Below are 12,909 nucleotides of genomic sequence, written 5' to 3' on the forward strand. Positions count from 1 at the left end.
TCTACCGCCCATGCAACTGAAGCTTTATCAGATAGACGCTTTCACCAGCGAAGTATTCAAGGGAAACTATGCGGCGGTCATTCCGCTCGACGCGTGGCTTCCCGCTTCGCTAATGCAAGCCATCGCCAGCGAAAACAACCTGTCGGAAACAGCGTTCATCGTGCGTCGAGACGATGGCGTTTTCGACATCCGGTGGTTCTCACCGATCAAGGAAATCGCCTTTTGCGGACACGCGACGCTGGCGAGCGCTTTCGTTCTGTTCAAACATCTCCCTCAAGACGATCACCTCGTCTTCCATGCAGAAGCAACGGGTGCGTTCTCTGTTCATCGGCGCGAGCGGGGGCTGATCGAAATGAACTTTCCTCGACGACAAAGTGAACGGATTAAAGATATCCCGGACCAGCTCGCGTATGGTTTGTCGATCAAGCCAACAGCAGTCTTCATAAACCAGCAGTCATACATCGCCCTCTACGACACCGAAGCCGAGGTACGCGCCGTCGTCCCAAATCTGGAACTGCTCGCGCAACTTGGACCACTGGATGTCGCGGTCACCGCTCGTGGCAACCAATACGACTTCGTCTCCCGATACTTTTGGCCAGCGAACGGCGGCGCCGAAGACCCGGTGACGGGGTCCATTCACGCGGCGCTTGCTCCGCTCTGGTCCGACATTCTTGGCAAGCCGAAGCTCGTCGCGTTACAGGCTTCCCAACGAAGCGGCGTTCTACATTGCGAGATCGAACCGGAGCGTGTTTTGATATCCGGTCACGCGGTTCAATATATGGAAGGAACCATCGAACTGCCCGACTAGCGCGCGCTTTACAATGCTGCGGCTCGACTGTGCGGAAACGGCAGCGCTGCCGCAGCTCAATACCCTCCAGAATCGAGGCGCGTTCCAGAGACTCGACTCAAGCACTTACTTCGCTACCTCAACCGGAATCATTCTTCTGCCGAAGTCCGGGCTCATCGTTTCCCAAGGCTGCGTCGTCGATTAGAAGTCACGCACTTCGGCCGGGCAACGCCGACAGGCAACTGGATCGAAATGTTCATCTCGCACGATGACTTACACCGAACTTTGCACGATTCATTGCAGACACGGCCAGCAACTAAGCGCACGCCAAAGTAAGCGAAGTCCAAAGACCTCCGCACTTCACGTCCGGCTAAGCGACGCGCGCAGCTTACCCGGCGTCACACCGTACGCTTCGCGAAAGCCGCGAATGAAGTGCGCCGAATCCGCGAAGCCACATTCGTAGGCGATCGCGGTGACGCGCTTCGCCGAGTTCAAGAGTAGCCAGCGGGCGTATCGCAAGCGCATCGTCCGGTAGAACTCCTTTGGCGTCACGCCCATTTCAGACATGAACACGCGCTCCAGTTGCCGCGCGTTTGAACCGGTCATCCTGGCAATCGCGGCGATCGTCAGCGGGGCTTCGAGATTCTCCTCCATCAGCACGATCGCGTGACGCAGCAAAAGACTATCGACGGCGAGGTAGCCGAGCGCACGGCGGCGTTCGACGAAGGACGTGCCGCTCTTGCGACTCACCGTCATCTGGTGAATGACCTTCGATGCGCGGTCGGCGCCGCAATGCACGGAAATCAACCGCGTGGCGAGTTCGATGGCCGACACGCCGCCCGCGCACGTAATGCGGTTGCCGTCGATCACGTAGTCGGCGTTCGTGACCACACGCAGGCCAGGAAACTTGGACTGATAATCGTCGAAGTGAAAGGAGTGCACGCACGCGACGCGGTCGTGCATGTAGCCCGCTTTCGCCAGCACGAAGCTGCCGGTGCACAGGCCGATGAGCGGCACGCCGGCTGCGTCGGCGTCGCGCAGCGCGTCCCAGTAGCGCGGGTCGACATGTTCGAGCCTGGGCAGCAAGCCGCCGATCACCACGAAGTAGTCGAATCGCGACGCCTTCCCGGAATACGCCCGGACTGGCACGCTCACGCCGCAACTCGCTTCCACGGTGTCGTCCGTCGGCCCGAGCAAGGTCCACGTACACCGTAACTGGCGGCTCTGGTCGCCGAGATCCGCGGCGTGCCGCAGGCAGTCGCAAAAACTGGCGAGCGAAAGCAGCGGAAAGCTCGGCCAAAGTAGAAGGCCGACGCTGAGCTCGGCGCCCGCGCGTCGCGCAGATACCTTGCGATCCACGCCGTCCATGCGATCGAGCCGCTCGACAAGTCCGCGCCCGAGCGCCGCGGTATCGGACTTTTTTGCGTTCGCCATTGCCATCCATGCACTCCTTGAATGCCGTGAGGTCGTCGGCGCCAGTATAGGAGCGCCGAAAAGCGATCGGTGCGACTTGTCGCATTCGTTCTATTTTTCCGCGAGCGCGTGCAATGCCGGCCATTTCGTCGCCGTTACATTGAAGTCAGTTCCGGGGTGAAGACGGCCGGAAAGAACCGATTCAAAACAGGGAGTGCGTCATGTCAGCAGCGTTGCATCTGGCGGTTTGCGCCGCATTTGGAAGTGCGTTCGTCGTCCTGCATCCGGTCGAGGCGTGCGCCGATGAAGTAGTGAAGATCGGCCACGTCGCGCCTCTGACGGGGGCCAATGCGCACCTCGGCAAGGACACCGAGAACGGCGCACGGCTTGCCGTCGAGGAGATCAACAAGAAGGGCCTCGTGATCGGCGGACAGAAGATCACGCTTGCGCTGGATGCGCAGGACGACGCCTCCGATCCGCGCCAAGGCACACAGGTCGCGCAAAAGCTCGTGGACGACAAGGTGGCGGCCGTGGTCGGGCACATGAATTCCGGCACCTCCATTCCGGCCTCGAAAATTTATAGCGATGCCAACGTGCTGCAGATTTCGCCCTCGGCCACCAATCCGGTCTATACGCAGCAGGGGTTTCGCACGACGTATCGCGTGGTCGCCACCGACGCGCAGCAGGGTCCGGCGCTTGCCGACTATGCAGCCCGAGTGCTGAAGGCGAAGTCGGTCGCCATCGTCGACGACGCCACCGCTTACGGTCAGGGTCTCGCGAACGAATTCGAAAAGCGCGCCAAGGCGAACGGGATGAACGTCCTGTCGCACGACGCAACCACCGACAAGGCCGTGGACTTCCGCGCGATCCTGACCAAGGTGAAGAGCGAGCATCCCGACGTGATCATGTACGGCGGCATGGATGCGACAGGCGGCCCGTTCGCGAAGCAGGCCCGCCAGCTCGCAATCTCCTCGAAGGTACTGGCCGGCGACGGCCTGTGCGCAGCGTCGCTGTCGCAACTGGCGGGCGAGGCGGCGGACAACGTCGTGTGTTCCATCGCCGGCATGCCGCTCGCTAAAATGCCCGATGGCCCCGCGTTCGAGCAACGCTACGAAGCGCGCTTCGGGCAGAAGGTGCAGCTCAACGCCCCGTTCGCGTATGACGCGGTGTACATCATCGTCGACGCGATGAAACGCGCGAATTCCACCTCGCCGGACAAGATTCTCGCGGCGATGCCCAACACCGACTTCAAGGGCGTACTCGGCGAGACGCAATTCGACGCGCACGGCGACCTCAGGCAGGGAATGATCTCGCTCTATCACTACGTGGGCGGAAATCAAACGTTGCTCGACGTCGTCAAGATGTAATGGCCGCACATTCACAAGGACGACGCAAGCCATGAACATTCTGGTGATCGGCGCGGGCGTGATCGGTCTCACGACCGCATACCGCTTGCGCGAGGACGGCCACGAAGTGAGCGTGATCGACCGGCGCACGGAGGTGGCGGCGGAAGCGAGCCGCGCCAACGGCGCGCAGCTTTCTTACAGCTACGTGGCGCCGCTCGCCGGTCCTGGCGTGCTTGCGAAGCTTCCCGGTTGGCTTATGCGTCGCGACGCCCCGGTGCGCGTCTCGCCCGCCATCGACGTGAATCAGTGGCGCTGGTGCTGGCAATTCGCAAGGGCCTGTACTCAGGCGATGAGCGAATCGACCACGGCGCAACTCCTTGCGCTGTCCTTTCTGAGCCGCTCGCTGATGCACGAATTTACCGCCGCCCATCCCATGCTTGCCTTCGACTACGTCCGCGCTGGCAAGCTCGTCATGCATCGAAGCGCAATGGCGATGTCGCGGGCCGCGTCCTTGCTGTCCTACCAGCGTACGCTCGGCAGCGAGCAGCAAGCGCTCGGCGTGAGCGATTGCGTCGCGCTCGAACCGGCGCTGGCCCAGGTGGCAGATCGATTCGTCGGCGGAATTTATACGCCGGGCGAAGAGGCAGGCGACTGTCACCGGTTCTGCCTGGAACTCGAAAGCTTGTTGCGCGAACGAGGCGTGGCGTTCGAGCTAGGTACGGCCGTGAGTTCGCTGTCCGTGTCGAACAAAGGCGAGATCCGGGCAATCGCCGGAAGCCGCAGGTTGGACGCGGAACATGTCGTCGTGGCGTCGGGTTGCGACAGCGCGGCCTTACTGCGCACGATTGGCGTGCGGGTGCCGGTCTATCCGCTCAAGGGATACAGCCTGACGCTCGATGCAGTCGCGGGAAAGGCTGCGCCCGCGACGAGCGTGACGGACTTCGACCGCAAGGTGGTGTACGCCCGATTGGGCGACCGTCTGCGCGTGGCGGGCATGGCGGACATCGTGGGGCATTCGAGTGCGATCGATGTGACCCGGCTCGCGACGCTGCGGCGCGAAGCGCAGGCCGTCTTTCCGCACGCGGGCGATTATGACGCGGCAGCCGCGTGGGCGGGCTTGCGGCCGGCCACGCCGCGCGGGACGCCGATCATCGGAGGGTCCAAATACCGGAATCTCTGGTTCAACGTCGGTCATGGCGCGCTTGGCTTCACGCTCGCCATGGGCTCGGCGCACGTGCTCGCGCAACGGATGGCCGGGCGCCAACCTTCGCTCGACGACACCCCCTTCTCGCCGCGTGCTGCATCATGAATGCGCGCGTCGTCATTGTCGGCACGGGCGGCACCATCGCGGGACGCGGTGCGTCGGCCGCGCATACCGCGACCTACGACTGCTCTGTCGAAACGGTGGATGATTTGCTCGACGCGTTGCCCGGCGCGCGCGATCTCGCCGATATCCAAACGGCCCAGCTTTTCCAGACCGGCTCTGAAAACTTCGGCAATGAGGAGCTGCTCGGGCTCGCGCGGCATGTTCGCGCGCTTCTCAAGCGGGACGACATCGACGGCGTCGTGGTGACGCACGGCACCGATACCATCGACGAGACGGCATACTTTCTGCACCTGGTGGTGCCGAGCGCGAAGCCCGTCGTCGTGGTCGGCGCAATGCGCCCGGCGTCTGCGCTCAGTGCCGACGGACCGCTCAACCTGTATAACGCGATCGTGGTGGCGTCGAGCGCGGCATCGCGCGGCAAGGGTACGCTCGTCGTTTCGAACGACGAGATTCACTCGGCGCGCGACGTCGTGAAGACCAGCACCTTCAAGCAGGAAGCGTTTCGTTCGACCTTCGGTCCGCTAGGCTACGTGGTCGAGGGACGCGCGCGTTTTTATCGGCTGGTGGCGCGGCGGCATACGGTGGAAAGCGAATGGAGCATCGACACCATCCAGACCTTGCCCGAGGTCGCTATCGTCTACGCGCATGGCGGCATCAACCGAACGGTGGTCGAACACATGGCGTGCTCCGACGTGGATGCGATCGTGTACGCCGGGACGGGCAACGGCAACGTGGCGCACGAGCTGATCGATTCGCTCGTGAAAGCGCGCGCGAGACACATTCATATCGTGCGTGCGTCGCGCACGGGCAGCGGCATCGTCATCCGCAATGCCGCACAGCCGGACGATCGCTATGGATGGATCGCAGCGGACGATCAGGTCCCGCATAAGGCGCGAATCCTGATGATGGTGGCGCTCACGGGAACGAGAACCACGCACGCGTTGCAGGAAGCGTTCGGGACGTACTAGAACCCCGATCGCGCGCCGCAGGCATGCCTGTTCCCTGGCCTCAATGCGCCCCAGCCGCCTCCGCCGAATCCCCACCCTTCACCGGCCGCGTAATCCAGATAAGCGGAATGATCAAAATGAAAATGAACGTGGACGCATAGAAGAAATCGTCGAGCCCCATGACGGCAGCCTGATTCGCCACCATCAACTCGAACGATGCGTAAGCCGCACCCACATCGATATGAAGCTGCGACTGCAATGCCGCGATGGTCTGATTGAAAACCGGATTATGGACGCTCGCCTGTTCGGTCAGCCGCACGTGATGTACGACCGTCCGATGATTCCATACGGTGCCCGCGATCGACGTGCCCACCGCCCCGCAGAAAATGCGCGCGAAATTCGACAACCCCGCCGCTGCGGGAATTCGTTCGGGCGGCAGGCCGGAAAGAATGATCGACACGAGAGGCACGAACCAGAGCACCGTCGGGATACCTTGCAGCAAGGTCGGTATGACGAGATGCCACGCATCGACCGTACTCAGATACTGCGTGCGCATGAAGAACACACCGGACAGTCCCATGAACGCGACCGTCACGAGAACGCGGGCATCGAATAACTGTAAAAGTCGCCCGATAAAAGGCGAAAGCAATACCGTGAAAATGCCCACCGGCGCGGTGACGAGGCCGGCGTCGTAAGCGCGATAGCCGAGATACTCCTGCATCCATTGCGGCAGCAGAACGAGGTTGCCGAAGTAGAGCGCGTAGGAAACGGAAATGGCTATGGTGCCGCTGCTGAAGTTGCGCAATGCGAAGAGCCTCAGGTCGACGACCGGATGCGCCTCCGTCAACTCCCACACGAGAAAGAACGCGAAGCTGACGAGGGCGATGAGCCCCAGCGCAACGATGAAGGGCGATGCGAACCAGTCGAGGTCCCTGCCCTTGTCGAGCATCACCTGAAGCGAGCCCACCCACACCACGAGCAACGCAAGGCCGACCGTATCGATGGGCAGTTTCTTCGTCGGCGTCTCGCGCTTGCGATAGATGATCCACGTGGCGCCCGCCGCAATGAAGCCGACCGGAATGTTCACGTAGAAGATCCACGACCAGCTGTAGTTGTCGGTGATCCAGCCGCCTAGCACCGGTCCTGCGATTGGACCGACCGTGGCGGTCATCGCCCAAAGCGCCAGCGCCATGTTGGCGCGCGCCTTCGGATAAGAACTCAGCAGCACGGCCTGGGACAAGGGAATGAGCGGCCCGGCCACGAGGCCTTGCAAGATCCGCGCGCCCAGCAGGAAAGGCAGGTCAGGCGCGATGCCGCAAAGCCACGAAGCGAACACGAACATCAGAATCGCGCCGACGAACAGGCGGATCTGGCCGATCTGCTGCGTAAGCCAGCCCGTCAATGGAATGGATACGGCATTCGCGGCCGCGAAGATCGTGATGACCCACGTTCCCTCATCGACCGATACGCCGAGGTTTCCCGAGAGATTCGGCACGGCGACGTTCGCAATCGACGTATCGAGGACGGTCATGAAGGTCGCAAGCGCCACCACGATGGTGGCAATCACGAGCTGGCCGCCCTGCAACGGCGGATGCGGGACGGGTGCTGCGGGAGACGGCGATCCCTGCGTCATGACTGCTTCGGGGTTGATTGTTGTAAGCAGAAGCGGTTCTTCAGTTGGGCGCGTCCTCGAAACGAGCGATTCAACCCGCTCGTCTCGCGCGCGCCGCAACTGTCGATGACGTGAGAATAGCGGAGCTCGCTGCTTTATTAAACGCGTATTTCATAAATTCGCCTAGGCGATTACTTCGCAGAAGGGTTATCCCCTAGGCAAACCGGATTGACACAGATCAGCAACAAACACACACTGTGATCACAGATCACGGAATCAATCCGGCTCTCTTGCGCTGCCCGTGGCGCGGACCAACGCATCAACATGCGCAAGATGCAAAAAGCGCGAAATGGGCAATGCGAGCAAGAACAGCACACGCCTATCACCATCGCCCACGCTTCGAAAAGCTGACCAAATAACAACCGTCCTACAGGAGCCAACCACATGGATTACCTCAAACTGCTCGCCCCGCCCGCCGGCTTGCGCGTACTGATCACCGGCGGCGCGTCGGGCATCGGTTTGACGATCGCGCAGGCGTTCGTGTCCACGGGCGCGCGCGTGCATGTATGCGATGTCGACGCCAAAGCCATCGATGCCCTATCGACTCATGCGACCGGATCGCCGTCGATCACCGGTACTCGCGCCGACGTATCGAACAAAGCCGACGTCGCGCGCGTGTTCGACGACGTGAAGCGCGAACTCGGCGGCCTCGATGTGTTGATCAACAACGCGGGCATCGCGGGACCGACGGGCGGCATCGACGAGATCGAGTCGGACGGCTGGGAACGCACCATCGACATCAATCTGAATAGCCATTACTACTTTTCGAGCCAGGCCGTGCCGATGCTGCGCGAAGCAAATGGCGGCGGCGTGATCGTTTTCATGTCGTCGGTCGCAGGACGTCTCGGCTATGGATTCCGCACGCCCTATTCCGCGACCAAATGGGCGATCGTGGGCCTCGCGAAGAGTCTCGCCATCGAACTCGGCGCGGACAACATTCGCGTGAATGCGGTGCAGCCGGGCATCGTCAAGGGGCCGCGCATGGAAGGCGTGATCGCCGCGCGCGCGAAGCAACTGAACATCAGCTATCAGGAAATGGAAGCGCGTTATCTGGAGAAGATTTCGCTGCGCCGCATGGTGACGCAAGAGGAGATCGCCGCCAGCGTGCTGTTTCTGAGCTCGCCAGCAGGCAGCGCGATTTCCGGTCAGGCGCTATCCGTCTGCGGCAACGTCGAAACGCTCTGAATATCGCTTCAAACAAGTACGAGAGGAGATCGAACACCATGGCAAGCAAACGCAAAGTCATCATCACCTGTGCGCCGACGGGCGCCATCCACACGCCTTCCATGTCGCCGTATCTGCCGGTCACGCCGGATCAGATCGCCGATGCCGCACTCGCCGCCGCACGCGAAGGCGCATCGATTCTTCATTTGCACGCGCGCGATCCCGAAGACGGGCGGCCGACGCAAGACCCTGCGGTTTTCGAACGCTTTTTACCGCGCATCAAGGCGGAAACGAACGCGGTCATCAATCTCACGACGGGCGGCAGTCCGCATATGACGGTCGCCGAGCGCCTCAAGCCCGCGCATCATTTTCAGCCGGAAGTGGCATCGCTCAACATGGGATCGATGAACTTCGGGCTGTATCCGATGCTCGACCGTTTCAAGGACCTGAAGCACGACTGGGAACGTCAGCATCTGGAGAAGAGTCGCGATCTCGTATTCAAGAACACCTTCGCGGATATCGAGTACATCCTGAGCTCGTGCACGGCGAACGGCACGCGCTTCGAGTTCGAGTGCTATGACACCTCGCATCTCTACAACCTCGCGCATTTCGTCGATCGCGGGCTAGTGAAAGGGCCGTTCTTCGTGCAGACCGTGTTCGGACTGCTGGGCGGCATAGGCGCGCACCCGGAAGATCTCGCGCATATGAAGCGAACCGCCGATCGCCTTTTCGGTTCGGACTATGTGTGGTCCATTCTCGGCGCGGGGCGCAATCAGATTCCGCTCGCGTCCATCGGCGCGGCGCAAGGTGCGAACGTGCGCGTCGGCCTTGAGGATTCGCTGTGGATCGGTCCTGGCCAGCTTGCCGAATCGAGCGCGCAGCAAGTGCGCCAGATTCGCCAAGTGATCGAAGGCTTGTCGCTCGACATCGCGACGCCCGCCGAAGCGCGTCAGATGCTCGCGCTCAAGGGCCACGACAACGTGAACTTCTGAAGACCGCACCGAAGCAAGCGGACGCGCGCCAAGCGACGTCCGCGCCATGACAACGAAAAGATACACGGAGACAAGTCATGAAAGCCTACCTATCTCGCCGCGACGCTTCACCTCGTCGTCCATGCGCGCCCTGCTCTTCCAATCCGTCCTGACGCCGGGAGTCATCATGTCCACGCCCAGTTCTTCGCGTAACTCAACACATGCGTCACCCCATGCGTCGCTGAACGCGCTGCTGTTTCGCAAGCTCATGCCGCTGCTCGTGATCTCGTATGTGATCAGCTTTCTGGATCGCACCAACATCGCGCTTGCCAAGCATACGATGAGCATCGATCTTGGCCTGTCATCCGCCGCCTATGGGCTAGGCGCGGGGCTGTTCTTTCTGACGTATGCCGCTTTCGAGATTCCGAGCAATCTCGTGATGCATCGTGTCGGCGCGCGCTTCTGGATCACGCGCATCATGGTGACATGGGGCGTGCTCTCGGTGGCGATGGCCTTCGTGCGCGGCGAGACCTCGTTCTATGTGATGCGTCTTCTGCTCGGCGTGGCCGAAGCGGGACTCTTTCCCGGCGTGATGCTGTATCTGACTTACTGGTTCGGACGCGAGGATCGCGCGCGCGCCACCGGCTACTTCCTGCTCGGCGTGTGCGTGGCCAACATCGTCGGCGGCCCGCTTGGCGGTGCGCTGCTGGAAATGGATGGCGTGCTCGGTTTTCACGGCTGGCAATGGCTGTTCATGGTCGAAGGCGCGCCTGCCGTGCTGCTCGCGATCGTCGTGTGGAAGATGTTGCCCGACCGGCCGACACGCGCTTCGTGGTTACCGCGCGAGGAAGCGCTGGCGCTGGAGCGACGTCTTGCCGCCGAACAGGAAGCCATCGGTACCGGTCACGGCGGTCATACGTTTCGCGCGGCGCTGGCGGACAGACAGATCTGGCTCTCGATCTTCGTCTACTTTTGCCATCAGTTGACCATCTATACGGTTATCTTCTTTTTGCCAGGGATCATCGGGTCTTCGGGGCACTTCTCGCCATTCGTCGTCGGCGTGCTGACGTCCACGCCGTGGGTCGCCGCCGCACTCGGCGCCGCCCTTTTGCCGCGCTTCGCGAGCAATTCATCGCGCAGCCGCCGCATGCTCGTGGGCGGCCTGCTGATCATGGCCGCGGGCATGCTGGTCGCCGCCTATTCGACGCCCGTCATCGGCTTTCTCGGCGTGTGCGTGTCCGCTTCGATGTTCTTCGTGGTTCAGTCGATCATCTTCACGTTCCCGTCTTCGCGGCTTTCAGGCAGCGCGCTTGCAGGCGGACTCGGGCTCGTCAACACGTGCGGGTTGCTCGGCGGCTTCGTCGGGCCCACGGTCATGGGGATCATCGAGCAATCGACCGGCAAGGCGATGAACGGGCTGGTGTGTCTTGCTGTCGCGCTGATTGTCGCGGCAATATGCAGTGTGCGGTTGCGGCACGGCCATGAAACACGCAAGACGAGCGATGCGGATCGACGGGCGACGAACGCGGCTTGAACGATTGATGGTTTTCCTGGATGCGAATCGCCGAGCGGGCTTGTTAAATCCGCTCGCCGATGGCACGGTTAGCTTCGGCTCGTCAGGGACATGCATCGGGCACGCGTTGAACATGGCGGTGAGCGACCCTAGCAAAACGGGTCGCCTCAACCAAGGTGGCGATCATCGTCAACTACGACACTGCGGATGCATCTCGCCGTCATTCAACGCCATTCGCCACGGCATCAGTCGTCTCTCCCGCGAGCGACGTCACCGGAAAAGTGCGCGCCGACAAGCTCACGCGCCGCTTCCCACAACTGCGGCGATCCGCGTGCAATCACAGGCCCGTACCGCTCCACGACCTGTTGCTCGTTCACGCCGTTCTCCGTCCACGTGCCTCCGCCAGTCAAGGTATTGATCAGCAACGGCTGCAGCCGATCGAGCGATTTGGCGAAGATCGCCTCCGGTGTCTCAGCCGCCTCGAATTCCATCCATAGTTTGCGCAGTTCGCGCCCTTGATCGTCGGGCAATAACCCGAAGATTCGCTCCGCGGCCCGTTGCTCCGATTGCTCGATCGACGCGGAATCCGCGCCTGGCGCGTGCAGCGGATGATCGCCGGCATCGATCTCGACGATGTCATGCACGAGCAGCAGTTTGATGACATGAAAACTGTCGACATCCTTCGCGCAATCCGAAAGCACCAGCGCGAACATGGCCAGATGCCACGAGTGCTCCGCCGAATTCTCCCTGCGGCTGCGGTCGATGAGCGGCGACTGCCGCATAACCGATTTCAGCTTGTCCAGTTCGATGAGAAACCCGAAGCGCCTCGAGAGCGGCTCGACCTCTTTGTCTTGGTTCAAATTCACTCTCCCGGAAGACGGTTGCACACGAGGAGAAGTCTACCGCTCGTCCTAACCTCCTCGCGCCGCTTGCACGAACCGCCGCACCTTGTCTTCATCGACGGGATTCCACCACACGCCGCCCACCTTCAGCGAACTCGCGACGATCACCGCATCCACGACCGACAAAATCTCCGCGACGTTGGTTTCCGTGCAGCCGCTGCCCACCAAAAGCGGAAGCCTGGTCGCGGCGCGAATCTGCCGAAGATAATCAAGGCTCGCGACATCGCCCGTGCGCTGGCCGGTGGCGATGATCGCATCGGCATCGAAGAATTCGACATCGCGCACGAGTTCCTCGAGCGCACGATCCGCGACGATTGCATGCGCGCCGTGCTTCACGTGCGCGTCCGCAAACACGCGGATGCCTTCCGCGCGCAACCGCGCACGATATCGCAAGGCCCGCGCCGCCTCGCCTTCGATGATGCCTTCGTTGGCCACATAAGCATTCGCCCACTGATTGACGCGCACGAACGCGGCATTGCTCGCGGCCGCGATGGCGAGCGCCGGCACCGAAGCGTTGGCAAGCACGTTGATGCCGATAGGCAGGCCCGTTTCGCGCGCAATCCGGTCCGCGCTCACGGCCATGAACGCCGATGTTTCCGGTCCGATGTCATCCGGTTTTGCGAACGGCACGTCGCCATGATTTTCGACGATGAGACCATCGACGCCGCCTGCTGCATACGCGCGGGCATCGGCAAGAGCGGTTTCGTATAGCGCCTCGCTCGCGCGTCCGTCGTAGCGCGGCGCGCCGGGAAACGCCGGGCAGTGAATCACGCCTATGACCACGCCGCGCGGGCGGCCGAAAATATGCGCGATGCTGTCGGTGCGTCCGCGTCCAACCTCGTGTCCGGTGTCCATGAGAATCCTGTC

11 protein-coding genes are annotated in these 12,909 nt (G+C 61.9%); 7 read left to right on the top strand and 4 right to left on the bottom strand.

Annotated features, from left to right (window positions below; genetic code table 11):
* Nucleotides 1-10: 10 nt before the first annotated feature.
* A complete protein-coding gene (locus P9292_RS08425) occupies nucleotides 11-808 on the top strand; it encodes a PhzF family phenazine biosynthesis protein (protein WP_309958555.1) in 798 nt (265 codons plus the stop codon).
* Between the two features lie 339 nt (nucleotides 809-1,147).
* Here the strand turns inward: P9292_RS08425 and P9292_RS08430 are convergent, their stop codons facing one another.
* Complete coding sequence (locus P9292_RS08430; protein WP_309958556.1) at nucleotides 1,148-2,221, bottom strand: GlxA family transcriptional regulator; 1,074 nt, start codon at nucleotides 2,219-2,221, stop codon at nucleotides 1,148-1,150.
* 200 nt (nucleotides 2,222-2,421) lie between these two features.
* Between P9292_RS08430 and P9292_RS08435 the strand changes: the two genes are divergently transcribed.
* From P9292_RS08435 to P9292_RS08445, 3 genes are read left to right on the top strand one after another with little or no spacing between them, the layout of a single operon-like run.
* Nucleotides 2,422-3,567 carry a branched-chain amino acid ABC transporter substrate-binding protein gene (locus P9292_RS08435; protein ID WP_244832426.1) on the top strand — a complete coding sequence of 382 codons (1,146 nt, stop codon included), beginning with the start codon at nucleotides 2,422-2,424 and terminating at the stop codon, nucleotides 3,565-3,567.
* Nucleotides 3,568-3,598: 31 nt separating this feature from the next.
* Complete coding sequence (locus tag P9292_RS08440; RefSeq protein WP_309958557.1) at nucleotides 3,599-4,855, top strand: D-amino acid dehydrogenase; 1,257 nt, start codon at nucleotides 3,599-3,601, stop codon at nucleotides 4,853-4,855.
* Nucleotides 4,852-5,841 (top strand): asparaginase, encoded by a 990-nt coding sequence (locus P9292_RS08445; RefSeq protein ID WP_309958558.1) that lies wholly within the window; start codon nucleotides 4,852-4,854, stop codon nucleotides 5,839-5,841. The genes P9292_RS08440 and P9292_RS08445 overlap by 4 nt, the downstream gene beginning before the upstream one ends.
* A 40-nt stretch (nucleotides 5,842-5,881) precedes the next feature.
* Here P9292_RS08445 and P9292_RS08450 read toward each other — a convergent pair whose 3' ends face one another.
* Nucleotides 5,882-7,453, bottom strand: coding sequence for a DHA2 family efflux MFS transporter permease subunit (locus tag P9292_RS08450; protein ID WP_250495228.1), 1,572 nt, complete (start codon nucleotides 7,451-7,453; stop codon nucleotides 5,882-5,884).
* Nucleotides 7,454-7,876: 423 nt separating this feature from the next.
* Here P9292_RS08450 and P9292_RS08455 point away from each other — a divergent pair, with 423 nt between their 5' ends.
* The 3 genes from P9292_RS08455 to P9292_RS08465 all read left to right on the top strand — a co-directional run bounded on the left by P9292_RS08455 (nucleotide 7,877) and on the right by P9292_RS08465 (nucleotide 11,161).
* The gene (locus P9292_RS08455; protein WP_309958559.1) at nucleotides 7,877-8,677 is read left to right on the top strand and encodes an SDR family oxidoreductase; all 801 of its coding nucleotides are present in this window, start codon (nucleotides 7,877-7,879) and stop codon (nucleotides 8,675-8,677) included.
* 38 nt (nucleotides 8,678-8,715) lie between these two features.
* On the top strand, nucleotides 8,716-9,648 hold the full coding sequence (locus P9292_RS08460; RefSeq protein WP_244832421.1) for a 3-keto-5-aminohexanoate cleavage protein: 933 nt from the start codon (nucleotides 8,716-8,718) through the stop codon (nucleotides 9,646-9,648).
* 166 nt (nucleotides 9,649-9,814) lie between these two features.
* Nucleotides 9,815-11,161 (top strand): MFS transporter, encoded by a 1,347-nt coding sequence (locus P9292_RS08465; RefSeq protein ID WP_250468315.1) that lies wholly within the window; start codon nucleotides 9,815-9,817, stop codon nucleotides 11,159-11,161.
* Nucleotides 11,162-11,385: 224 nt separating this feature from the next.
* On the opposite strand, the gene P9292_RS08470 is transcribed toward P9292_RS08465, so the two are convergent.
* Together P9292_RS08470 and P9292_RS08475 are read right to left on the bottom strand one after the other, a co-directional pair.
* Nucleotides 11,386-12,000, bottom strand: a complete 615-nt coding sequence (locus P9292_RS08470; RefSeq protein ID WP_309958560.1) for an HD domain-containing protein — start codon at nucleotides 11,998-12,000, stop codon at nucleotides 11,386-11,388.
* A gap of 51 nt (nucleotides 12,001-12,051) precedes the next feature.
* A complete protein-coding gene (locus P9292_RS08475) occupies nucleotides 12,052-12,897 on the bottom strand; it encodes a BtpA/SgcQ family protein (protein WP_309958561.1) in 846 nt (281 codons plus the stop codon).
* Nucleotides 12,898-12,909: the final 12 nt, after the last annotated feature.

The sequence above is a fragment of the Caballeronia sp. LZ001 genome, assembly GCF_031450875.1.
GTDB lineage: Bacteria > Pseudomonadota > Gammaproteobacteria > Burkholderiales > Burkholderiaceae > Caballeronia.

What these genes read in the sequence shown, in the direction of transcription:
- P9292_RS08425 (WP_309958555.1), top strand. Translation starts at nt 11, where the DNA reads ATGCAACTGAAGCTTTATCAGATAGACGCTTTCACCAGCGAAGTATTC.
- P9292_RS08430 (WP_309958556.1), bottom strand. Translation starts at nt 2,221, where the DNA reads ATGGCGAACGCAAAAAAGTCCGATACCGCGGCGCTCGGGCGCGGACTT.
- P9292_RS08435 (WP_244832426.1), top strand. Translation starts at nt 2,422, where the DNA reads ATGTCAGCAGCGTTGCATCTGGCGGTTTGCGCCGCATTTGGAAGTGCG.
- P9292_RS08440 (WP_309958557.1), top strand. Translation starts at nt 3,599, where the DNA reads ATGAACATTCTGGTGATCGGCGCGGGCGTGATCGGTCTCACGACCGCA.
- P9292_RS08445 (WP_309958558.1), top strand. Translation starts at nt 4,852, where the DNA reads ATGAATGCGCGCGTCGTCATTGTCGGCACGGGCGGCACCATCGCGGGA.
- P9292_RS08450 (WP_250495228.1), bottom strand. Translation starts at nt 7,453, where the DNA reads ATGACGCAGGGATCGCCGTCTCCCGCAGCACCCGTCCCGCATCCGCCG.
- P9292_RS08455 (WP_309958559.1), top strand. Translation starts at nt 7,877, where the DNA reads ATGGATTACCTCAAACTGCTCGCCCCGCCCGCCGGCTTGCGCGTACTG.
- P9292_RS08460 (WP_244832421.1), top strand. Translation starts at nt 8,716, where the DNA reads ATGGCAAGCAAACGCAAAGTCATCATCACCTGTGCGCCGACGGGCGCC.
- P9292_RS08465 (WP_250468315.1), top strand. Translation starts at nt 9,815, where the DNA reads ATGTCCACGCCCAGTTCTTCGCGTAACTCAACACATGCGTCACCCCAT.
- P9292_RS08475 (WP_309958561.1), bottom strand. Translation starts at nt 12,897, where the DNA reads ATGGACACCGGACACGAGGTTGGACGCGGACGCACCGACAGCATCGCG.